21 protein-coding genes are annotated in these 21,722 nt (G+C 65.1%); 14 read left to right on the forward strand and 7 right to left on the reverse strand.

Annotated features, from left to right (window positions below):
• Positions 1 to 28: 28 nt before the first annotated feature.
• A complete protein-coding gene (locus AC3WJB_RS13870) occupies positions 29 to 409 on the reverse strand; it encodes a PilZ domain-containing protein (protein WP_492682506.1) in 381 nt (126 codons plus the stop codon).
• 746 nt (positions 410 to 1,155) lie between these two features.
• On the opposite strand from AC3WJB_RS13870, the gene AC3WJB_RS13875 reads away from it, so the two are divergent.
• The 4 genes from AC3WJB_RS13875 to arsC are packed head-to-tail and all read left to right on the forward strand — an operon-like array spanning position 1,156 to position 4,747.
• A complete protein-coding gene (locus AC3WJB_RS13875) occupies positions 1,156 to 2,082 on the forward strand; it encodes a segregation and condensation protein A (RefSeq protein WP_492682508.1) in 927 nt (308 codons plus the stop codon).
• Between the two features lie 34 nt (positions 2,083 to 2,116).
• Positions 2,117 to 2,929: an SMC-Scp complex subunit ScpB gene (gene scpB, locus AC3WJB_RS13880; protein WP_492682510.1), complete on the forward strand. Its 813-nt coding sequence runs from the start codon at positions 2,117 to 2,119 to the stop codon at positions 2,927 to 2,929.
• Between the two features lie 12 nt (positions 2,930 to 2,941).
• A complete protein-coding gene (locus AC3WJB_RS13885) occupies positions 2,942 to 4,369 on the forward strand; it encodes a pseudouridine synthase (RefSeq protein ID WP_492682512.1) in 1,428 nt (475 codons plus the stop codon).
• 33 nt (positions 4,370 to 4,402) lie between these two features.
• Positions 4,403 to 4,747: an arsenate reductase (glutaredoxin) gene (gene arsC, locus AC3WJB_RS13890; protein ID WP_492682514.1), complete on the forward strand. Its 345-nt coding sequence runs from the start codon at positions 4,403 to 4,405 to the stop codon at positions 4,745 to 4,747.
• Between the two features lie 55 nt (positions 4,748 to 4,802).
• Here the strand turns inward: arsC and AC3WJB_RS13895 are convergent, their stop codons facing one another.
• Positions 4,803 to 5,600 (reverse strand): amidohydrolase, encoded by a 798-nt coding sequence (locus tag AC3WJB_RS13895; protein WP_492682516.1) that lies wholly within the window; start codon positions 5,598 to 5,600, stop codon positions 4,803 to 4,805.
• 11 nt (positions 5,601 to 5,611) lie between these two features.
• The gene (locus AC3WJB_RS13900; protein ID WP_492682518.1) at positions 5,612 to 6,757 is read right to left on the reverse strand and encodes a pyridoxal phosphate-dependent aminotransferase; all 1,146 of its coding nucleotides are present in this window, start codon (positions 6,755 to 6,757) and stop codon (positions 5,612 to 5,614) included.
• 316 nt (positions 6,758 to 7,073) lie between these two features.
• Between AC3WJB_RS13900 and AC3WJB_RS13905 the strand changes: the two genes are divergently transcribed.
• The 5 genes from AC3WJB_RS13905 to AC3WJB_RS13925 are packed head-to-tail and all read left to right on the forward strand — an operon-like array spanning position 7,074 to position 10,292.
• Complete coding sequence (locus tag AC3WJB_RS13905) at positions 7,074 to 7,409, forward strand: hypothetical protein (RefSeq protein ID WP_492682520.1); 336 nt, start codon at positions 7,074 to 7,076, stop codon at positions 7,407 to 7,409.
• A gap of 2 nt (positions 7,410 to 7,411) precedes the next feature.
• Positions 7,412 to 7,798 (forward strand): GntR family transcriptional regulator, encoded by a 387-nt coding sequence (locus tag AC3WJB_RS13910; RefSeq protein WP_492682522.1) that lies wholly within the window; start codon positions 7,412 to 7,414, stop codon positions 7,796 to 7,798.
• Positions 7,795 to 8,652 (forward strand): ABC transporter ATP-binding protein, encoded by an 858-nt coding sequence (locus tag AC3WJB_RS13915; protein WP_492682524.1) that lies wholly within the window; start codon positions 7,795 to 7,797, stop codon positions 8,650 to 8,652. Before AC3WJB_RS13910 ends, AC3WJB_RS13915 begins: the two co-directional genes overlap by 4 nt.
• Positions 8,649 to 9,641 (forward strand): hypothetical protein, encoded by a 993-nt coding sequence (locus AC3WJB_RS13920; protein WP_492682526.1) that lies wholly within the window; start codon positions 8,649 to 8,651, stop codon positions 9,639 to 9,641. Before AC3WJB_RS13915 ends, AC3WJB_RS13920 begins: the two co-directional genes overlap by 4 nt.
• A gap of 21 nt (positions 9,642 to 9,662) precedes the next feature.
• Complete coding sequence (locus AC3WJB_RS13925; RefSeq protein ID WP_492682528.1) at positions 9,663 to 10,292, forward strand: DUF2884 family protein; 630 nt, start codon at positions 9,663 to 9,665, stop codon at positions 10,290 to 10,292.
• Positions 10,293 to 10,448: 156 nt separating this feature from the next.
• Here the strand turns inward: AC3WJB_RS13925 and AC3WJB_RS13930 are convergent, their stop codons facing one another.
• A complete protein-coding gene (locus AC3WJB_RS13930) occupies positions 10,449 to 11,828 on the reverse strand; it encodes a class II fumarate hydratase (protein ID WP_492682530.1) in 1,380 nt (459 codons plus the stop codon).
• 150 nt (positions 11,829 to 11,978) lie between these two features.
• Between AC3WJB_RS13930 and purB the strand changes: the two genes are divergently transcribed.
• The 3 genes from purB to AC3WJB_RS13945 all read left to right on the forward strand — a co-directional run bounded on the left by purB (position 11,979) and on the right by AC3WJB_RS13945 (position 15,224).
• The gene (purB, locus tag AC3WJB_RS13935) at positions 11,979 to 13,346 is read left to right on the forward strand and encodes an adenylosuccinate lyase (RefSeq protein WP_492682532.1); all 1,368 of its coding nucleotides are present in this window, start codon (positions 11,979 to 11,981) and stop codon (positions 13,344 to 13,346) included.
• Between the two features lie 287 nt (positions 13,347 to 13,633).
• A complete protein-coding gene (locus tag AC3WJB_RS13940; protein WP_492682534.1) occupies positions 13,634 to 14,491 on the forward strand; it encodes a nidogen-like domain-containing protein in 858 nt (285 codons plus the stop codon).
• A 250-nt stretch (positions 14,492 to 14,741) separates the two neighbouring features.
• Positions 14,742 to 15,224 (forward strand): YajQ family cyclic di-GMP-binding protein, encoded by a 483-nt coding sequence (locus AC3WJB_RS13945; RefSeq protein ID WP_492682536.1) that lies wholly within the window; start codon positions 14,742 to 14,744, stop codon positions 15,222 to 15,224.
• 88 nt (positions 15,225 to 15,312) lie between these two features.
• Here AC3WJB_RS13945 and AC3WJB_RS13950 read toward each other — a convergent pair whose 3' ends face one another.
• The 3 genes from AC3WJB_RS13950 to cysK all read right to left on the reverse strand — a co-directional run bounded on the left by AC3WJB_RS13950 (position 15,313) and on the right by cysK (position 19,329).
• The gene (locus AC3WJB_RS13950) at positions 15,313 to 16,650 is read right to left on the reverse strand and encodes an amidohydrolase family protein (protein WP_492682538.1); all 1,338 of its coding nucleotides are present in this window, start codon (positions 16,648 to 16,650) and stop codon (positions 15,313 to 15,315) included.
• Positions 16,647 to 18,092 (reverse strand): amidohydrolase, encoded by a 1,446-nt coding sequence (locus tag AC3WJB_RS13955; protein ID WP_492682540.1) that lies wholly within the window; start codon positions 18,090 to 18,092, stop codon positions 16,647 to 16,649. Before AC3WJB_RS13955 ends, AC3WJB_RS13950 begins: the two co-directional genes overlap by 4 nt.
• 295 nt (positions 18,093 to 18,387) lie before the next feature.
• Positions 18,388 to 19,329, reverse strand: a complete 942-nt coding sequence (gene cysK, locus AC3WJB_RS13960; RefSeq protein ID WP_492682542.1) for a cysteine synthase A — start codon at positions 19,327 to 19,329, stop codon at positions 18,388 to 18,390.
• A 102-nt stretch (positions 19,330 to 19,431) separates the two neighbouring features.
• Between cysK and AC3WJB_RS13965 the strand changes: the two genes are divergently transcribed.
• Both AC3WJB_RS13965 and AC3WJB_RS13970 read left to right on the forward strand, forming a co-directional pair.
• Positions 19,432 to 20,622, forward strand: coding sequence for a JmjC domain-containing protein (locus tag AC3WJB_RS13965; protein ID WP_492682544.1), 1,191 nt, complete (start codon positions 19,432 to 19,434; stop codon positions 20,620 to 20,622).
• Positions 20,619 to 21,575, forward strand: coding sequence for a GNAT family N-acetyltransferase (locus tag AC3WJB_RS13970; protein ID WP_492682546.1), 957 nt, complete (start codon positions 20,619 to 20,621; stop codon positions 21,573 to 21,575). The genes AC3WJB_RS13965 and AC3WJB_RS13970 overlap by 4 nt, the downstream gene beginning before the upstream one ends.
• The last annotated feature ends 147 nt before the right edge of the window (positions 21,576 to 21,722 follow it).

Here is a 21,722-nt window from a genome sequence, read left to right on the forward strand (position 1 = left end):
CGGTCACCAGCACGAACCAACGGCGGCTTTATTCGCCCCAGTATTCGAGGATGTCGGCGTAGCCGCCGAGCAGGTTCCACAGCGGTTCCTGCTTGTCTTCGGGAATCCGGTCGTAGCTGAAACCAATATGATGGCGGGTGACGCGCGCCACCACCGCCTCCAAATGGATGTGCAGGTCCTCGGCAAACAGCATGTCCAGCACCCAGCGCTGGCCCGGCTCGCCCGCCCATTCGAGCGGCCTTACCACCATGGCGCCGGTGGCCGAGATATCGCTGAGTTCGGTGGGATGGGATTCATCGCCACGACTCATCAGCACGGTGATTTCAATTTGCATGCGCGCGGCGCGCAAGCGTTCGGTTGAATCCCCCTCGGGTGGATCTGTCTCAGTCATCTGCAACATACCGTTCATTTTTTGACGCCTTGCATGGCCAACACGAGGTGGCGTCACGGCGCTACGACCAGCTACGCGCGGCCCACGATCGTCGGGCCGAATGCCCATCCAGCCGCTGGAAACCTCGTCTCGCGCATGACGCAATGCACCTGCCGCGAGGCGGCCCGGTGGCCGCCTCGATGATGGTTAGCAAGCCGTGTGCCAGGCCACCGGGCCGGCAGCGTGCGCCGCCAGCATCGCCGGCAAGCCGGCGGAGCGTAGATCACCGACGACAACCGCACAACATGTCGTGCCCAGCACGTCAGCTTGTGACACTCTGCAGCTCGAAGCATGGAAGGCTTCCACTTAGGCCAATGCTGGACTTGTCGCCACGCAATGGCTAACCTAGTCCTCGTCAGTGCTCGAATGCGCGGCGCCCTGGTCACTACCGGCGCGGCACGCCATGCACTGTCGAGCTGGGCCAGGGAACTCCGTCGGGGTCGTACCGCGTCGATGATTCATCCCGCACGGCAGCCGGCACCAGTACGAAACGGCGAGTACGACGGCGAGGACAGGGCGCATCGATGGCGCGGCGCCTTCGTGCTGGCCGGTGATTCATCCATTTGCAAGCTGTGGCAGGCCTGGGCGGCAGAGTCCTTGCCGCCATGCTGCCGAACAGACGACGCTGCATAGCCAGTCGCGTACCTGCGCGGTGTCAGGCGCGTCCAGGACTTCTCAAGGTACTACCAGCCGCGAATCGCGGCCAACCGACACGCATCTACCAGATGAGCACTGAACCAGCCGAGTCGCCAAGCCTCGCCACTGAGGGCCCGGGCGTATTCCCGGTGGTACCCCAGCAACAGGAACTGCCGCTCGCCATCGTGCGCGGCGAGCCGTTGTTGCAGATGCCGCGGGACCTGTACATCCCACCCGATGCGCTGGAGGTGATACTCGAATCGTTTGCCGGCCCGCTGGATCTGCTCCTGTACCTGATACGGCGGCAGAATCTCGACATCCTGGACATTCCGATCGCCGAGATCACCCGCCAGTACATGGGCTACATCGAATTGATGCACGAAGTCATGCGCTTCGAGCTGGCGGCGGAATACCTGCTGATGGCGGCCATCCTGGCCGAGATCAAATCCAGACTGCTGTTGCCGCGCCCGCCGCTGGAGGAAGGGCTGGAAGAGGATCCGCGCGCCGAGCTGGTACGCCGCCTGCAGGAATACGAGCGCTTCAAACGGGCGGCCGAGGATATTGACGCCTTGCCACGACTGGAGCGGGACACGGCGGTGGTACACGTCGATCCAGGCGAACGCAATGTGGTCAAGTTGCCGCCGCCGCTGGAGTTGACCGAGCTCCTGCTCGCGCTGCAAGAGGTCTTGAACCGCGCGCAGTTGTTCGAACATCACGCCGTGAAGCGCGAAGGGCTCAGCGTGCGCCAGCGCATGGGTGAATTGCTGAGCAGGCTGGGTACGACCGAATTCCAGGCCTTCGACACTCTGTTCGATCTCGCCGAGGGCCGTGCCGGCATCGTCGTGACGTTCCTGGCCATGCTGGAGCTGGCCAAGGAAATGCTGGTGGAAATCATCCAGGACGAACCCAGCGCACCCATCTACCTGCGCGCCAAGGCCGGCGGCGCCTCGGCAACAACGGACATGGACGGTGAGCCCGCGCAGGCAGCCAACGCGTCCAACGCAAGCTCGCACTGATCCCATTCCCAAGTATTGGCGCCGATTCCCAATCATGCCCGTCGAACAACTCAAATCCATCATCGAAGCGGCCCTGCTGGCCTCGGCCCAGCCGCTGACCGTGCAGCAACTACGCGAGCTGTTCGTCGCCGAAGACGAGGTCGGGCCGGGCCAGGTCGGCGCGGCGCTGGAAGCGCTCACCGCGGAGTGCGCCGGACGTGGCGTGGAACTGGCCGAGGTGGCGTCGGGCTACCGCTACCAGGTGCGTAAAGACATCCACCCATGGATCAAGCGCATGTGGACCGAGCGGCCCAGCAGCTACTCGCGGGCCATGCTGGAAACCCTGGCCCTGATTGCCTACCGCCAACCCATCACGCGTCCGGAGATCGAGCAGATCCGCGGCGTGATGGTATCCACAAGCATGATCAAGACCATGGAAGAGCGCGAGTGGATACGGGTGGTCGGGTATCGCGACATGCCCGGCAAACCCGCCCTGTACGGCACCACTCGCGCCTTCCTCGACTACTTCAACCTGAAGTCGCTGGACCAGCTGCCGCCACTTTCCACCATCCGCGACATGGAAGACCCGCAACTTCGCCTGGACAACCCGGCTGCGGCCACCCCGGCGACCGTCGAAGGCCTTGATGGCGAGGATGTGCTGATGACCCTGCAAGTCACGGCCGCCACGGCCGCTACGACCATCACGGCCGACCTGGCCGCGCGGGGATCCAGCGACGAGGCAGCCCGTGTCCCGCCCGCCGATGCCAATGGTACCGACGCCTCGCCGACCCCACAGGCCGGCAAGGCAGACACCGCGGCGCCCTGCGCCGTACCGCCTCTTCCCGTAGTGCCAAGCAAGATCCCCTAAGGAGTACCGCGCATGACTGCGCCGCAACGATCCATTTTGTCCCTCAAGCGCGCCACGCCCCAAGGCAGCGCGCCTGAACTCGAAGAGCGCCTGCACAAGGTGCTGGCCAACGCGGGCCTCGGCTCGCGCCGCATGCTGGAGCAACGTATCCAGTCCGGCGAAGTGCAGCTCAACGGCAGCCCGGCTGAAATCGGCGCCAGCGTGCACGCCGGCGACCGCATCATCATCGATGGCAAGCCTTTCGTGGTGGCCACCGACAACCGTGACGACACCGAGGTGCTGATCTACCACAAGCCGGAAGGCGTGCTGACCACCCGCGACGATCCGGAAGGCCGGCCCACTGTCTTCGAACGCCTGCCGCACCTGCAGGGTGCGCGCTGGGTCGCCGTAGGCCGCCTGGATATCAACACCACCGGCTTATTGCTGTTGACCACCGACGGCGAGCTGGCCAATGCACTCATGCATCCGCGCAATGGACTGGAGCGCGAGTATCTGTGTCGCGTGCACGGCGAGGTGCCGGACGAAGTCCTGGAGCACCTGAAGGCGGGCGTCGAACTGGAGGACGGGCAGGCGCGCTTCGACGACGTCACCGTGATGAGCCGCAGTGGCAGCCATAGCTGGTTCCGGGTAGTCATTCGCGAAGGTCGTAACCGGGAGGTGCGGCGCCTTTGGGATTCACAAGGCTTCCTGGTCAGCCGCCTCAAGCGCATCCGCTACGGCCAGATCGAACTGCCGCGCAACCTGCGGCGTGACGAATGGGTGCAGATGGATGCCCAAACCATCAAGCAACTGCGCGAAACCAGCGGCATTGGCAACCCACAGCCAGTACTCACGCTGAGCCCCGTGTTGCATCAGCGCCGCGCCAATCGCAGCGTCACCGAGTACCGGCCCGAAAGCGGCAGCGGCACGGCCTGGACCAGCAACCAGGACGAGGGCCGCGAGCTGCGCGCCTACGATCGTATCCGGGAGGAACCTGCCCGGACGCGCAAGCGCAGTACCCGGCGCCCGGGCGTGGAAGTCAACGGCAACGTCGCCCGGCCGGGGCTCACCCAGCCTTCCGGGCGCGGGCGGCGGGTCGCGCCGGGACAGGAACTGCCTTCGGTGCGCACCTGGTTTGCCGGCGAAACCCGCGATGGCGGCAGTCGGGCCGGCAAGCCGCACGGCAGCCCAGGCGGCGGCCCTGCCAAGGGACGCGGCCGTGGTGGCAAGCGCGCCGCTGGCGGTCCCAGTGGCCGGCACCAAGGTGGCCCCACCGCACCCTACGGCAGCCCCGGCACCAGCCCATGGAATGAGCACGCGCCAGGCCGCGCTCCTGCCGGCAACGCCAGAGCCCGTCGCCCAGGTTCGGATTCCGGACAGGACATTCGCAGCCCGGACCGCAACCCGCGCCCGCCGGGCGGCAGGCGGCCCGGCCATGGCAACCGTTCTGGCAACCGCTGACCGGTTCACCCGCCGCCGACACCGGAGTCCACCATGATCCGCATCTACCACAACAGCCGCTGCTCCAAGTCGCGCGCCACGCTGGCGTTGCTGCAGCAGCGGGGCAAACCCTTCCAGGTGATCAACTACCTGGAAACCCCACCCACTCCTGCCGAACTCACCGAGCTGCTCGGGCTTTTGCACATGGGTGCGCGGCAACTGCTGCGCCGTGGGGAGCCGGAGTACGAAGCGTTGGGGCTGGCCGATCCGGAACTCGACGACGAGGCGATCATCGCCGCCATGGCCACACATCCGAAACTGATTGAGCGACCGATCGTGGTGGTCGGCAGTCGGGCCGTCATCGGCCGGCCACCGGAAGCGGTGCTCGCCATACTTTGAGTGCAGACCGCTGTGTCCTGCCGAGCGGCCAAGACACTGCGGCGATCGCCTTGGTTCAGCCCCCCAGCTTGAACGCGTCGGCGTCCATCCATGCCGGGAAGCGCTCGCGGTGCGCCAGCAGCGCAGCCGGATCAAGCGTGACCGCCACGACTTGTTCCTGGGCACCACACTCGATCAAAGGATCGCCAAGCGCATCCAGCACAGCGCTGTCGCCGACGTAGCGCAAGTCGTTGCCGTCCACCCCGACCCGGTTGACCCCCACCACACAGCTCAGGTTTTCCATTGCCCGCGCCCGCAGCAAGGTGCGCCAGGCGCTGCGTCGTGGCGATGGCCAATTGGCCACGAACACCGCCAGGTCGTAATCCATGCCGCCGGTTGCCGAGGCCAGGCGGCGGTTGCGCAGCCAGACTGGAAAGCGCAGGTCGTAGCAGACCTGCGGCAGGATGCGCCAGCCCTTCAGCTCGACGATCAAGCGCTGCTCGCCCGAGCCATAGCGCGTATGTTCGCCCGACATGCGGAACAAATGGCGCTTGTCGTATTGGGCAAAGCTGCCATCGGGCCGCATCCACAACAGCCGGTTGTACACCGTGCCGCCTTCGCGGATCGCCAGGCTGCCACAGATGACCGCGCCCATCTCACTGGCCAACCCACGCAACCAGGCCACACCCCCACCGTCCATTGGCTCGGCGCTGGCGGCAATGTCGTTGCTGAAGCCGGACAGCAAGGTTTCCGGCAGCACGATCAGGTCATTGCCGGGCAGTCGCCGCACCAAGGCGCCGTAGTAGGCGCGATTTGCCGGCGCGTCATGCCAACGCGTATCGCCCTGCACCAGGGCCACGCGCAAGGCTTGCATGGCTGCCGCGCTCACAGCCGGCACAACCGTTCGGCGGCGGCGTCCATGGTCGCATCGGCCTTGGCAAAACATAGGCGCAGCAGGTGTGTCGGCGGTGCATCTTGGTAAAACACGCTGGTCGGAATGGCCGCGACGCCAGCCTCGCGGACCAGCCAACGGCTAAAGGCGAGGTCATCGTCCTCACTGATTGCCGAATAATCGACCAGTTGGAAATAACCGGCTGGGACATCCAGCAGCTTGAACTTGGACGGCTTCAGCAAGGCGCGGAAGCGATCGCGCTTCGCCTGATAAAAAGCCGGCAGCTCCAGGTGATGTTCCGGATGCGCCGCCATGAACTCCGCGAACGCCACCTGCGCCGGGTGAAACGTGCAGAAGGTGAGGTATTGGTGCACCTTGCGGAACTCGGCAGCGAGCGGCGCCGGTGCCACGGCATAGCCAACCTTCCAGCCGGTGCAGTGATAGGTCTTGCCGAACGAGGAAACGACAATGCTGCGCTCTGCCAGAGCGGCGTGACGCAGCACGCTCTCGTGCCTGGCCGGGGCGTAGACGATGTGCTCGTAGACTTCATCCGAGAGCACCACGATGTCGGTGTCACGCACCACGGCCGCCAGCTCCTCGAGGTCGGCGGCCGACAGGATCGCCCCAGAGGGGTTGTGCGGGCTGTTGATCATGATCATGCGCGTCCTTGGCGTGATCGCCTCGCGCACGCGCTGCCAGTCGACCGCAAAGCTCGGTGCATCCAATGGGATGTGCACTGCCCGCGCGCCCTGCAGCTCGATGGCCGGCTCATAGCAGTCGTATGCCGGGTCGAATACGATCACTTCCTCGCCGGTCCGGACGATGGCGGCAATCGCCGCGAAAATCGCTTCGGTGGCTCCCGAGGTGATCGTGATGTCGGTTTCCACGTCGAGCTTGCGGCCATACAGCGCCAGGGTCTTCTGCGCGATCTGCTCGCGCAGGCCCCGGATGCCGTGCATCGGCGCGTACTGGTTGCAGCCGCTGTCCATGGCGCGGCTCAGGGCGGCGCGCAGCGGCTGCGGCGGCTCGAAGTCCGGAAAGCCTTGGCCGAGATTCACTGCGTGGTGTTCCTGCGCGAGCCGGCTCATCACGCTGAAGATCGTGGTGCCGACCTTCGGCAACTTGGTTTGGATTTTCATCACTCAGCCACGGACGCCTAAACGGATATCCGTATCAGCCTAGCGCATCCCTGGTGAGGCGCAAGCGTCGAGAGTGCCTGGAGGCCCTCGCCGGTACGCGGCGACAAGGGTGCGGGTCATGCCGTGCCGAGGGTCCGGAAGCCTCGCCCGGAAGCTTGCCACCCAAGCTCGTGCCGGCCATGTGTCGTCAAGCTGAACTCCTCATGAACGAGATGACGCTTGGCGTACTGTCAAGCAAAGTTCTTGTTGACACCTCTAAACCTAGTGTTATAGTTCACTACAACACCGGTTCACAAACTCACCAAGAGGCCCAACAATGAAAACCCACAAGCTCGTCGCCATTGCCGCCGCCACCCTGCTCACCATGGCCAGCCTCAACGCGGTCAACTACAACGTCCGCGTCCGGCCGGTCAATACGGTATCGGCTCAACTGGCGCACATTACCAACTTCGCCCCAGTCCACGTGTATCCGAGCACCGACCAACTGCGCGAACTGTCGGAGCAATCCGGCGCCGATTCGTCCGCAACCCTTGCCGCGGCAGCCCCTGCCGAAGATAGCCAGGCCGGCTCGGCATTCCAACTGGTCGGTTCGGCACTCTCCATGTCACATTATTCCCGTGTGCCCTCAATCGGTCGTATCAGCAAGGAATAAGCATGGCCATCGCCTGGAACGACAACACGCCGATCTACCGCCAGCTGCAGCAACGCGTGGTGGCCATGATCCTGGACGGCGTCCTGGCCGAAGGTGACCCGCTGCCATCGGTACGCCAGGTGGCGGCAGACTACCAAGTCAACCCGATCACGGTGTCCAAGGCTTACCAGGAGCTGGTCGAGCAGCAACTGGTCGAGAAACGGCGCGGCTTGGGCATGTTCGTCATCGAGGGCGCCCGCGCCACCTTGCTGAAATCCGAGCGGGAACGCTTCCTCCGCGAGGATTGGCCCAAGTTGCACGCCCGCCTGCAACGGCTGGGACTGGATTTGCAGACCCTGCTGCGCGAACCCACCACCGACACCGGCAACGATACCAAGGAGCAAGCATGAGCGCGGTAATCACGGCCACCGGCCTGAGCAAGCACTACAAGCAGACCGCGGCGCTGGATGACGTCAGCTTCCGCATCGAGCCCGGGCGCATCGTCGGCCTGATCGGGCCGAACGGCGCCGGCAAGACCACGGCACTCAAGGCGATCCTCGGCCTGACCGATTTCACCGGGAAGCTGGACGTCCTGGGGTTTGATCCGCGCCAGCAACGCGACAAGTTGATGGGTGATGTCTGCTTCATCGCCGATGTTGCCGTATTGCCGCGCTGGATCAAGGTCCGTGAGGTGGTGGACTTCGTCGCCCATGTGCATCCGCGCTTCGACCGAGCCAAGTGCGACACGTTCCTGGCGCGCACCAAGCTTCAGCCCGGGCAGCGGGTACGGCAGATGTCCAAGGGCATGATCGTGCAGTTGCACCTGGCCCTGGTGATGGCGATTGACGCCAAGGTGCTGATCCTCGACGAGCCGACGCTTGGCCTGGACATCCTCTATCGCAAGCAGTTCTACCAGAACCTGCTCGAAGATTATTTCGACGAGAACAAGACCATCGTCGTCACCACCCACCAGGTGGAGGAAGTCGAGCACATCCTCACCGACCTCATGTTCATCCGTGACGGCCGCATCGTGCTCGACGCGGACATGGACTCGATCGGCGAACGCTTCATCGAAGTGCTGGTGAACGCCGACCAGGCCGCAGCGGCGAGGCAACTCAAGCCGCTGGACGAGCACCAGGTCTTCGGCAAGAGCATTTTCCTCTACGACGGCGTACCCAGGGCGCAACTGGAGGCCTTGGGCGAGACCCGCCGGCCATCCATCAGCGACCTGTTCGTCGCCACCATGAAAGGAACCTACGCATGAACGTGACGTTCGGGACCAAGCTGTATTGGCTGCTCAAACGTGAACTCTGGGAGCATCGTGGCGGCTTCTTCTGGGCTCCGGTCATTACCGGTGGCATCTTCCTGCTGCTGAACCTGATGGGCATCATCACCATCGAAGTGCTGGGCGCCAGCCACGGCATCCAGATCGGTGCCAATGGTGGCCTTCAGCATGTCATCGCGCAAATGGATGCAGGCGACATGAGCAAGGTGGGTTTTGCGCTCGACATTGCCATGTATTCGGCGATGGGCCTGCTGGTCGTGGTACTCGGCTTCGTGGTGTTCTTCTACTGCCTTGGCGCGCTGTACGACGACCGACGTGACCGCAGCATCCTGTTCTGGAAATCACTGCCGATCTCGGATACTGGCACCGTGTTGTCCAAGGTCATCAGCGCGACCGTGGTGGCGCCGGTCATCACCGTCATCGTCGGCATTGTCGCCGGCATGCTGCAACTGGCCATGGTCGCCATCACCTTGTCGTTCCATGGCTTGAATGTCTGGCAACTGCTGGGTTATGCCCATCCGTTCCGGGTATTGGCGAACCTGATCGGCTACGTCCCGCTGTACGTGCTGTGGGCGCTGCCGGCAGTCGGCTGGCTCATGCTCTGCTCAGCCTGGGCCCGCAGCAAGCCCTTCCTGTGGGCTGTGGCGCTGCCAGTCGCCACTGGACTGTTGGTCACCTGGTTCGGCCTGATGGGCTTGTTCAACCAGTCGCCCCTATGGTTCTGGCAGCACGTCGTGCAGCGCAGCCTGCTCAGCGTGTTCCCCGGCACCGGCAGCGTGTTCGGCCTGAGTAGCGAAGGACTGGCCCATCACGTCGGCAACGACCCGCAGGACTTCGGCCTGGGCCTCATGAATCTCGGCAACACATACCAACTGCTGGCCTCCCCGGCGCTGTGGATCGGTGTCGTGGTCGGCACCGCCCTGCTCGCCGGTGCCACCTGGTTTCGTCGCTGGCGCGACGAGGCCTGAACCCACCCAAAGGAGATTGTCATGCAGCAGTCCCTGATCATGGCTGGAATGTTGGCTGCCACGCTGGCGCTCACCGCATGCAACGCGGATCGGACCCCGGCCGACCAACCCTCAGCAGCGGGCAGTTCGGCATCGGCAAGCGCGATCGACAACGTCGTCGATCGCGCCATGGACCACGCCGGCGCCGAAATGCGCACGCGCAACATCAGCATCTCCGGCCACAAAGGCGCGAGCGGCCTGGCACGGGCGCAAATCACCCCGCAGGGTGATTTGCTGATTGAAGGCAAGGCGGTAACGATTACCGCCGACCAACGCGCCCTGCTCCTCGATTACCGTGCCCGCGTGGAAGACATTGCCACGCAAGGCATGGCGATCGGCAAGGAAGGGGCGGCGCTGGGTATGCACGCTGCGGCCGAAGCGCTCAAGGGTGCCTTCTCCGGACAATCCGAAGCGCAGATCCAGCAACATGTGGAAGCGCAGACCGCCGGCATCAAGCAATCCGCTTTGGCTTTGTGCGAGCGCCTGCCGGGCCTGCTCGCCGCACAGCAAAAACTCGCCGCCGCCCTGCCGGCATTCGCGCCGTACGCCACCATGACCGAAAACGACATCACCAATTGCCGCAATGGCGCACGTGACGACTCACACTCATAACCGACCGCCCGCCGGCCCGCGGGGGCTCTGGTTTCGCGCGCCGACAGGCGCACGAAACGCTCTTGATCGATCATCCCGGCAGCGCCGGAACGACGAGTGCGGCTCCCACGAATGGACGCGTCCCGAGTCCATTCGAATGACGGGGAGCGGGGACGCTCAGCTGCCGATACCGCCGCGGGTCAGGGTCAGCGGATCCAGCAACTGTTTCAACTCCGCCTTGGACAATCCCGTGGTCTCCAGCGCCACGTCCATGATCGGGCGGTGTTCCTTGTAGGCCCGCTTGGCCGTGGCCGCACCCTTCTCGTAGCCGATCACGGGATTGAGTGCGGTGACCAGGATCGGGTTCAAGGCCAGTGCCTGGTTGACGCGATCCTTGTTGACCGTGAAGCCGGCAATCGCCCTGTCAGCCAGCAGCACGCTGACGTTGGCCAGGATCTCGATCGACTGCAACAAGTCGTAGGCAATCAGCGGCAACATCACGTTGAGTTGGAAATTGCCGGACTGTCCGGCCACCGTGATTGCCGCATCGTTGCCGATCACTTGCGCCGCGACCATCACCACGGCCTCGGGGATCACTGGATTGACCTTGCCCGGCATGATCGAGGAGCCCGGCTGCAGCGCCGGCAAGGCAATCTCGCCCAGGCCGGCCAAGGGCCCCGAATTCATCCAGCGCAGGTCATTGGCGATCTTCATCAGGCCCACGGCCAGCGTCTTCAACTGGCCGGACATTTCCACCGCCGCGTCCTGCGCGGCCATGCCCTCGAAATAATTCTCCGCCGACTCGAACTTGACCCCGGTGAGCTTCTTCAGCTGCGCCGCCATGGCCGGACCAAACTTCGGGTCGGCGTTGATGCCGGTGCCGACCGCGGTACCGCCCTGCGGCAACCGGCGCATGCGTTTCAGCGCATCCTCGATGCGCTCGATCGCCGTGCCGACCTGAGCCGCCCAGCCCGACAATTCCTGGCCGAACGTGATCGGCATTGCATCCATGAGGTGGGTGCGGCCAGTCTTCGGCGTGTTGCGCAATTGGCGCGCGCGCTTGTCGATCGCCTTGCGCAAATGCTTCAGCGCGGGCAGCAAATGCTCGGTGGTGGTCAGCGTGGCGCTGACGTGGATCGCGGTCGGGATGACATCGTTCGAGCTCTGGCCGTAGTTGACGTGATCGTTGGGATGCACCTTGGTCCCGGTTGCCGTTGCCAGGTGCGCGATGACCTCATTCGCATTCATGTTGGTGCTGGTGCCCGAGCCGGTCTGGAAGATGTCGATCGGGAACTGCGCGTCATACGCACCGTCTGCCACCGCCAGCGCCGCCTTGCGGATCGCTGCCGCCTGGTTCTTCTTGAGATGTCCCATGGCCAGGTTGACGTCGGCTGCAGCCACCTTGATCAGCCCGAGGGCGCGGATGAACTGGCGCGGCAGGTGCAGCCCGGAGACCGGGAAATTGTCGATGGCACGCTGGGTCTGTGCGCCGTACAACGCGTCGGCAGGGACCTGCAGCTCGCCCATGCTGTCGTGTTCAATGCGAAATGCGTTCATGTATAGCCCTTCGTTCGTGAAACCGGATAAGCAAACCCGCCAACGATAAGCTGGATGGCCGCACTTGCAAAGGCCTGGCCGGGCTGTGTCGCGCTGATCGGCCCGGCGCAACCGTTAGAATGCACGCTTTCCCGCCAACGGTACGCTGCGATGTCACTCACTGCCCTTACCGCGTTGTCGCCGCTGGATGGCCGCTACGCCAGCAAGGCCGATCCGCTGCGCCCGATTTTCAGCGAATACGGCTTGATGCGCCGGCGCGTGCACGTGGAAGTGGAGTGGCTGCTGGCCCTGGCCCAGGCGCCCGGCATCGCCGAGCTCCCGCCCTTCGCGCCGGCCCAGGTCGAGGCGCTGCATGCCCTGGCTGCCGATTTCAGCCTCGCCGACGGCGAGCGGGTCAAAGCCATCGAGGCCACCACCAACCACGACGTCAAGGCGGTCGAGTACTTCATCAAGGAGCGCATGGCGCTTGATCCCAAGCTCGCGCCGGCGCGCGAATTCGTGCACTTCGCCTGCACCAGCGAAGACATCAACAATCTGTCCTATGCCTTGATGTTGCGCGACGGACGCAGCCATGTCCTGTTGCCGCAACTCGACGCCGTCATCGCCCGCCTGCGCGAGCTGGCGCACGCCAACGCCAGCGTCGCCATGCTCGCGCGCACGCACGGCCAGACCGCCTCGCCGACCACACTGGGCAAGGAGCTGGCCAACGTCGTCGCGCGTCTGGAGCGCCAGCGCACGCAACTTGCCGCCGTCGCCATACAGGGCAAGATCAACGGCGCCGTCGGCAACTTCAACGCCCACGCCGTCGCCTACCCCGAGCTGGACTGGCCGGCGTTCGCGCAGCAGTTCACTGCCGGCCTGGGCCTCGACTACAACGCCTACACCACGCAGATCGACCCACACGACGGCATCGCCGAATACTGCGATGCCGTGCGCCGCGGCAACACCATCCTGGTCGACCTGGCGCGCGACGTCTGGGGTTACATCTCGCTGGGCTACTTCGGCCAGACCGTGAGGGCAGGCGAAGTCGGCTCCTCGACCATGCCGCACAAGGTCAACCCGATCGACTTCGAGAACGCCGAGGGCAACTTCGGCGTGGCGAACGCCCTGCTCGGCCACTTCGCGGAGAAGCTGCCGATCAGCCGCTGGCAGCGCGACCTCACCGATTCCACCGTGCTGCGCGCGCTCGGCGTCGCCTTCGGCCACACCCTGGTCGCGCTGGCCTCGCTGCAGAAGGGCCTGGGCAAACTCACCGTGCACACCGAGCGCATTGCCGCCGACCTCGACGCCAGCTGGGAAGTGCTGGCCGAAGCGGTGCAGACCGTCATGCGCCGCTACGGCCTGCCCCAACCCTACGAGCATTTGAAAACCCTCACCCGCGGGCACGGCATCAGCCGCGAATCCATGCGCACCTTTATCGGCACGCTGGAGCTTCCCGCCGAGGCGAAGCAGCGCCTGCTGGAATTGACCCCGGACACTTACACCGGTCTCGCCGAACCCCTGGCCCGCGACATCTAGTTTCCGCCACCCCGGCGCAAGCTGTCCGACTGCCGCGGGCCGCCGGCCAAACGGTGTTCACGACACTACAGCGATGCTTCTCCCGTCAGGTGGGCGTGGCTTGGAAGGGCGTCTGGTATCTGCACGCCTGTTGCGGTAAGCGGAAACGACTGTCGCAACCTTTTACAAATTCCTTCCCCTCCGGAAAGTGATCAGGAAAAATATCCTTAGGTATCCACCGGTTGCGAATTGGCATCCAATTTGCTGCGATCAGACCCCAGGACGACAACGGAAGCGGGGGCATAACCATGATTGCGAAGAAATTGCTTGCAGCGGCTTGCATCTTCGCCGCCACTTGTTCCACGGGCGTTTTTGCGACCGTCACCACGGTTCCCGACAGCGCATTGATCCATTCCGGCCAGTACTACACCAACGATCTAGGCAATGTGTTGGTCATGACCGGAGGCGGGAATGCCGCGAATGTGGGTGCGTTGGATGGACGTAATGACGACGGCTTCAGCGGACCGATCAACCTCGGGTTCACCCTGAGCTTCTTCGGCCAGGACTACACCCAGTTCTGGGCCAACAACAACGGCAACATCAGCTTCACGAGTGGTATTTCCAGCTTCACCCCGAACGGCCCGCAAGGCGCGCCAGTACCGATCATCTCGCCATTCTTTGCGGACGTGGATACGCGCAATCCTGCCAGCGGTGTGATGCACCTGAACAACAGCATCGCCAACGAAGTGATCGTCACTTGGGACGCGGTCGGGTATTACAGTCAGAATGCCAGCCTGCTGAACAGCTTCCAGCTCGTGTTGCGCGGGCCCGGTTACAGCATTCCAACCGGCGAAGGAGCCATTGGCTTCTTCTACAGGGACATGCAGTGGGAGACTGGCGACGCTAGCGGAGGCAGTGGCGGTTTTGGTGGCACGCCCGCTGCCGTAGGTTTCGGTGACGGCCAAGGCAACGGTGAAATACTGGCGGGTTCGATCGAGAACGGTATTTCCCGCATCGTCAACAACAACTACATCTGGTTCGACCAGAACCTGACGCCGGTTAACCCCAATCCGGTGCCGGAACCCGCGGACCTGCCCTTGATGCTGCTTGGCCTGCTCGGCACGGGTGCACTGCTTTATACTCGTCGCCGTCGTCAAGACAGCTGATCCCGTCACCAGCGTCAATCATGATACCCGGCGTTCACCGCCGGGTATTTTTTGCGCATGATGGGCATGGTCGAAAAAAGCGGCCATGATGTGGGCAAATAAAGGGGCGGGGCTAGTTGAGGCGTCTGGCACAGCACAAACAGATGGGTAAGCGCCCAACAGGGTGAAGGTCGCCCGGCCGCAAACAACATCGCTGGTCGCCCGGCTGGACCGCTTACACTGTGCATCCAGTCCCCAGCAGGTTGCCGCCATGCCTTCCTTCGACGTGATCTCAGAAGTCGACAAGCACGAGCTGACCAATGCAGTCGACCAGGCCAACCGCGAATTGGGCAACCGCTTCGACTTCAAGGGCCAGGACGCGTCGTACACACTGGACGACTTCGTGATCACGCTGAGCGCGCCCAGCGAGTTCCAGCTGCAGCAGATGCTGGATATCCTGCGCGGCCGATTGGTGGCACGGAAGATCGACATCCGCTCGCTCGACGTCGGCGAGGCGGAAACCAACCTCGGCGGATCACACCAGAAGATCGTCGTGCAGCAAGGCATCGAGCAGTCGGTGGCAAAGAAACTGGTCGGCCTATTGAAGGCAGCCAAGCTGAAAGTCGAAGCGCAGATCAACGGCGACAAGCTGCGCGTAAGCGGCAAGAAGCGCGACGACCTGCAGAGCGCCATGGCCGTGCTGCGCAACGCCGACGTCGGGCTGCCGCTGCAGTTCGACAACTTCCGGGACTGACCAGCAGCGACGCGCGACGCCTCCATGCGGCAAGCAGGGGTCGCGCCACTCGGCGCCCCCCCTTCCGGTCTACCACCCGCGGCAAGACTTACTGCGCGGTTGGCACGATGTAGCCAGCTGGCAAAGCCTGCTTTTCGTGCATGGCCTGCATGTAGCGGTCACGCAGCATGGTCTGGCGGCTCACCATGGGAATCTTGCGGCCGGCGATGAACACCTGCTCGGCAGAGGTGGACAGTTCCAGCGGATCGGCGCTCCAGACCACCACGTCGGCCGCCTTGCCCTGCTCCAGCGTCCCCAGGTCCTTGTCCATGCCGTAGATCCGCGCCGGGTTCAGCATCAGCGCCTTGAGTGCTTCGAGCCATGGCAGGCCGTTGGCAACGGCATTGCCGGCGGCCTGGGTGACGTTGCGGGCGTTGTGCGTGTCACCGGTGGCAAACGCGATCAGCACGCCGGCCTTCTGCAGGCGCGCGGCGTTCTCCAGCGTCGAGCCCAGCGTCTCGAAATGCGCCGGCAAATCCTCCAGCGGATTGAGCAGCACTGGAACGTGGGCGGCCGCCAATTCATCGGCAACCATCCACGCCTCGGCGCCGCCGGAGATGATCAATTTCAGCTTGAAGTCGTGGGCCAGACGCATTGCTGCCTCGATGTCGCTGGCACGGTTGACCTCGACCACCAGCGGCTGTTTGCCGTCCAGTACCGGACCCAATGCCTGCAGGTCCAGCCGGGTCAACGCGTAGCCGCGCCGCTGGTTCTTGGCGTAGGCACTGGCGTTGTCGGCGTAGTCCCGCGCATCCTGCAACGCCTCGCGCAAGGCCAGCATGGCCGCCGCGCGTGAGCCGCCGGCCAGTGCCGCACCCGATTCGCCAAGCGTGGCAAACATCGCCGCGGGATCGCGGTGGATGAAGCCCTCGGTGGAGCCCAGGTCGATGATCGCGCCACGACCGGCGATGATGTGCTTGTCGCCGTCCATCGGCGACACCATCGCGCGGGTGACGCCAGCGATGCGGTTGACCGGGATCAGCACCGAACGCGGATTGATCGCGTTGGCGACGTCGAACGCGGCGCTGAAGCGCGAGTCCCCGGCCGAGGCGTCGCGGGTCTCCTTGACGGCCCCGACTTCGACGATGCCAAACTGGCTCTCCGGATCGAAGATGCCGGGCGTGACGACCTTGCCGGTCGCATCGATACGTTCGGCATCCGCCGGGATGGCGACGTCGGCACCGACCGCGGCGATACGGCCATCCTTGATGAGCACCGTGCCATGTTCGATCTTGCCGGCGGCACCCAGGGTGTAGACGGTACCGCCGGTGATCGCGTAGGTGCCCGTGCCATGGCTTGCAGCGGTGGTATCGGCCTGGGTATCGGTATGGCCGGCAGGGCCACAGGCGGCGCACAGCAGCGCCAGGAGCATGGCCAGGTATTTCATCGCTTGTCCTCCGCGCTGCCAGCATTGGTCTTCGTGGCCGACGGCTTGATGAAGCCGCCAAGCATGAAGTCCGACTTCGCCTGCCGCGCCGCGTCGGCGCGGTCATAGACCACGGCGCCATCGAGGAACACCTTCTCCGCGCGCGCATAGACGCTGAACGGGTCGCTGCTCCAGAGCACCACGTCGGCATCCTTGCCCGGCTCCAGCGAGCCGATGCGGTCGTCCAGGCCAAGCGCCTTCGCGGGATTGAGCGTCATCCACATCACCGCATGTTCCTTGCTGATGTCCAGTCCGGCAAGCCGGCCCGCGGCCCAGGCCTTGCTTACTTCCTGGTTGAGGCGCTGGATGCCGTTTTCGTCATCGGAGTGGATCAGCGCGCAGGCACCGCCGGCGTCGGTCATCGCGAGGTTCGCGCGAATGCCGTCCCAGGCTTCCATCTTGAAGCCCCACCAATCGGCCCACACTGCCGCGCAGGTACCGGTCTTGGCCAGCATCTGCGGAATCTTGTAAGCCTCGACGGCATGATGGAACGCCGCGATTCGGAAGCCAAATTCCTGCGCGACATCGAGCAGTTGGGCCATCTCGTCAGCACGGTAGCAGTGCATCTGCACCCGAATCTTGCCGTCGAGCACCTCGGCCAGGGTTTCCTTGCCGAGGTCGCGCTTCGGCGGCGAACCGGCTTCAGCGACGCCCTTGGCCTTGGCTTTGGCTTCCCAGGCCTTCCACTCGCGATCGTAGGCCTGGGCGTCGGCAAACGCCTGGCGGTAACCGGCGACATCGCCCATCAAGGTCGACGGGAACTGGTGGCGGCTGCCGTAGACCCGCATCGGATTCTCGCCGCAGGCCATCTTCAGGCCGTACGGCGCATCCGGGAACTTCATCGCCTGCACGGTCGTGGCCGGCACGTTCTTCAGCACCACGCCGCGGCCACCGATCAGGTTGCCCGAGCCTGGCAGGATCTCCAACGTGGTCACACCGCCGGCGCGGGCGGTATTGAAACCCGGGTCCTGCGGCCAGACCGAATGCTCGGCCATCACCTGCGACGTGTTCGGGTTCGTCATCTCGTTGCCGTTCCCGGTGGCTTCCACCGCGGGCGACGGATAGACGCCGAGGTGCGAGTGCACGTCGATCAGGCCCGGGGTGACGTACTTGCCCTTGGCATCGATGACAGTAGCGCCCGCGGGCGCGTTGACCTGCTTGCCGACCGCGGCAATCTTGCCGTCGCGCAACAGCACGGCGCCGTCATCGATGCGCTCACCGGTGCCGGTATAGATCGTCGCATGGTCGATCAGCGTGGCCTGCGCAGGCAGCGGCTGGTAAGTGGACGGGAAGGCGTCCGGCGGAAATTCGGTGGGAGGTGCCTCCGCCGCGGATGCGGCCAGCCCTGCAGCCCCCGACAACAACAATGCAAGCGTCGTCGCACGCCAGTGTGATGTTCTCATCTTCGCTCCCAAGTCGGCCCCATGCCCTGCCTGCCCTGGCCGGCAATCTACGGCGCATCCCTGGCCGCAACCCCGCCCCACTTGCAAACCGTACATCGAAGCGGCCGCGATGTCTTCCCGGCAGGACTGCACCAGGCGACGCACGACAAGCCGGCCCCGATCAGCCCCGGCGCGCCTGCATGGGACATCCCATTGCCATTGCCTGCAGTCCGATCACCCACGGCGGCCGCGTGCCGCCGGTTCCCGTGCCGCGACGCACGCCGTGTCTCGACCCGGCGCCGGCCATTGGCAGCGATCAGTCCACCTCGTCCGAGCCTTCGTTGACGCCCTCGAACAGGAAGGTCGACAAATACCGCTCACCGGTGTCGGGCAGCATGGCCAGCAGCACCGAGCCTTGCGGCGCACCCGCCGCGACTTGCAGGGCAGCCGCCAGGGTGGCGCCGGAGGAGAGGCCGGCGAAGATTCCCTCGCGCCAGGCCAGCTGGCGCGTGGTGTCGCGGGCCAGCTCGTCGTCGATCAGCACAATGCGGTCGATGACCTTGCGGTTGAGCACAGCCGGGACGAAGTCCGGAGTCCAGCCCTGGATCTTGTGTGGTTGCCATTCCTTGCCGGATAGGAGGGCCGCGACGGTCGGCTCGGCAGCCACGATGCGCACCTCCGGGCGTGCGACCTTCATGACCTCGCCGACGCCGGTCAGCGTGCCGCCCGTGCCCCAGCCGGTGACGAAGTAATCCAGCCGGTGGCCGGCGAAATCGCGCAGGATTTCCGCCGCGGTGGTCTGACGGTGATAGGCCGGATTGGCTGGATTCTCGAACTGGTTGGTGAAGAACCAACCGTGTTGCTTCGCCAACTCCAGCGCCTTTTCCACCATGCCGCTGCCGCGCGCGGCAGCCGGCGTCAGCACCACTTTGCCGCCGTAGGCGCGGATCAGCCGGCGTCGCTCGATGGAGAACGTCTCGGCCATCACCGCCACGAACGGGTAGCCGCGCGCCGCGCAGATCGCGGCCAGGGCCACGCCAGTATTGCCGGAGGTGGCCTCGACCACGGTCTGGCCCGGTTTCAGCGCGCCGCGCTGTTCGGCATCGAGGATGATGGCCAGCGCGAGCCGATCCTTGACCGAACCTGCCGGATTGAACGCCTCCACCTTGACGTACAGCTCGACGTGGGCGGGCCCGACGCGGTGCAGGCGGATCACCGGCGTGTGGCCGATGGTGTCGATCATGCTGTCGTGGATCATGAGTCTCTCCCAGGCAAAGAGGGGCCCCTGCGGACGCGATCATGCACTCAAAGTGGTGGGCTTGTCGCGTTGCCTCCGGGCCGGCCCCGGTACAATGCCGGCATGAGTAAACCAGCGCCCCCTCCCCTTGAAGTCCGCGGCACGGGCAAGCAGCCGCTGGGTATGAGTCCAGCGCGGTTTTTGCGCGATTACTGGCAGAAGCGGCCGCTGCTGGTGCGCCAAGCCTTTGCTGGTTTCAAGCCGCCGCTGCAGCCCGACGACCTGGCCGGCCTGGCCTGCGAGGATGGCGTGCTGGCGCGGCTGGTCACACACGACGAAAAGCGCACGCGCTGGCAGGTGCGGAGCGGACCGTTCGCCGATGGCGACTTCGCCACGACCGGCAACGCCAACTGGACGCTGCTGGTGCAGGACGTCGACAAGTGGGATGTAGACGTCGCCCAGCTGCTGCAACCCTTCAGCTTCCTGCCCACTTGGCGCGTGGACGACATCATGGTGTCCTACGCCGAGGACGGCGGCGGGGTCGGCGCGCACATCGACCAGTACGACGTCTTCCTGATCCAGGGCCTGGGCCAACGGCGCTGGGCCATCAGCACCGATCCGACGGCACCCCGGGATTTCCGTCCCGATGTGGAGTTGAAACAGCTCGTGGACTTCACGCCCACCCACGAATGGCTGCTGGACCCCGGCGACGTGCTGTACCTGCCCCCGGGCGTGCCGCACGACGGTATTGCCGTCGGTGCGCGATGCATGACCTTGTCCGTCGGCATGCGCGCGCCTTCCACGGCGGAGTTGACCGGCGACTTGGCCGACTACCTCGCCGAGCGCCTGCCCGACGACCAGCGCTATGCCGACCCCGACCTCGTCCCGGCCACCCACCGCGGTGAGATCGACCGTGCCACGCTCCGCCGCCTGCGCCAGGCGTTGCCGTTCGCGGCGGCCTTCGACGACGCAATGCTGCTGGATTGGTTCGGGCGCTTCATCACCCGCTACCGCAACGCGCAAGTGGTCGTCGCGCCAGGCAAGCCTCTGTCGGCTGCAGCGCTGACGGCGAAGCTCGCGACGGGAGCGACGCTCCTGCGTCATCCCTGGACGCGCCTGGCCTGGAGCCGCAACGGTTCGACCTGCACCCTGTATGCGAGCGGCGAGGCCTACCCCGCCCCCGCACCGCTTGCGCAGGAACTGTGTGCGCAGTCGAGCCTGGTGTTGTCAGCCCAGCCCGATGCTGCCGGCGCCGCACTGCTACGGGTGCTGGTCAACGCCGGACACCTCAGCCTGCGCCGGCCACGCAGATGAGGCTGCAGGAGTTCCATCTGGAACTCTTCGAGCGGGCGGGCGCTGCCCGGCAAGCCGAGCTGCGCAAGCTGTGGCAAGAAGCATTGGCGACGACCGCGTCGCCACCCGACGCCGGTGTACAGGCAGATTACCAAGCCGCCAACTGGTGGGCTCTTGCCCGCGATCCCGGAGGCCAGGCCCTCGGTTGCGGCAGCTTGGCCGAAGGGGGCCGGATCGGCTGCATCGTCGTGCGCGAGGCAGCGCGCGGCCAGGGCGTGGGTAGCGCCATCGTGCACGAACTCATCGCCCGGGCACGGGCACTCGGTATGCCTACGCTCACCGCGGACGTGCCCGCCACAGCCACGGGCTTTTTTGCCAAGGCCGGCTTCGTCGCCAACCCGCCGGATGCGGCCAATGACGGGGCCATCGTGCGCTGCAGCCTGTCCCTGCCCAGCCCGGCCCAGGCTCGCGGCAAGCGGCCACCGCCGCGCGACATCGGCGCCCTGCCCGCCGGCAGTCAGGGGGAGATTGCCGCCGCGCGCCTGCAATTGCTTGCCGATACCCGGCATCAGTTGCTGGCCTACCTGCCGAGCTTGCACGCCGGCATCTTCGCCACGCCAGCCGAGCTCGAGCAGCTGCGTCGCATCGCCTGTTCGGGGCGCGCGGCCAGCATCCGCATCTTGCTTCACGACCCGGCCGCGGCGGTTGTAATCGACCATCCCCTGCTACCGCTCGCGCAACGCCTGACCAGCGCCTTCCAGTTCCGCACGCCAACCGACCCGGTGGATCTTGCCTACGCCAGCGCTTACCTGTTGACGGACACCGGCGGCTATCTGTTCCTGCCCGACGCCAGCCGTCCGGCGGGCCGCGCGGCGCGTACGCAGCGGAGTGCCCAGGTCCCGCTGCGCCAACACTTCGGAGAGAGCTGGGAACGTGCCGAACGTGCCACCATCCTGAACGCGCTTGATCTGTAGATTAAGGAAAGAAAAGCCGCCTTCCCTACCTGCCCGGACGCAAACCGCATATGACCGCGCTTCCCGCGCCGTGGCGGCCCCGGTGGAGGAAAATGCCTCGTGCCCGTCAGGTTGCCGCATTGCAGCAGGCGAAGGCTATAATTGCCT

This window comes from Rhodanobacter sp. FW510-R10 (genome assembly GCF_058781105.1).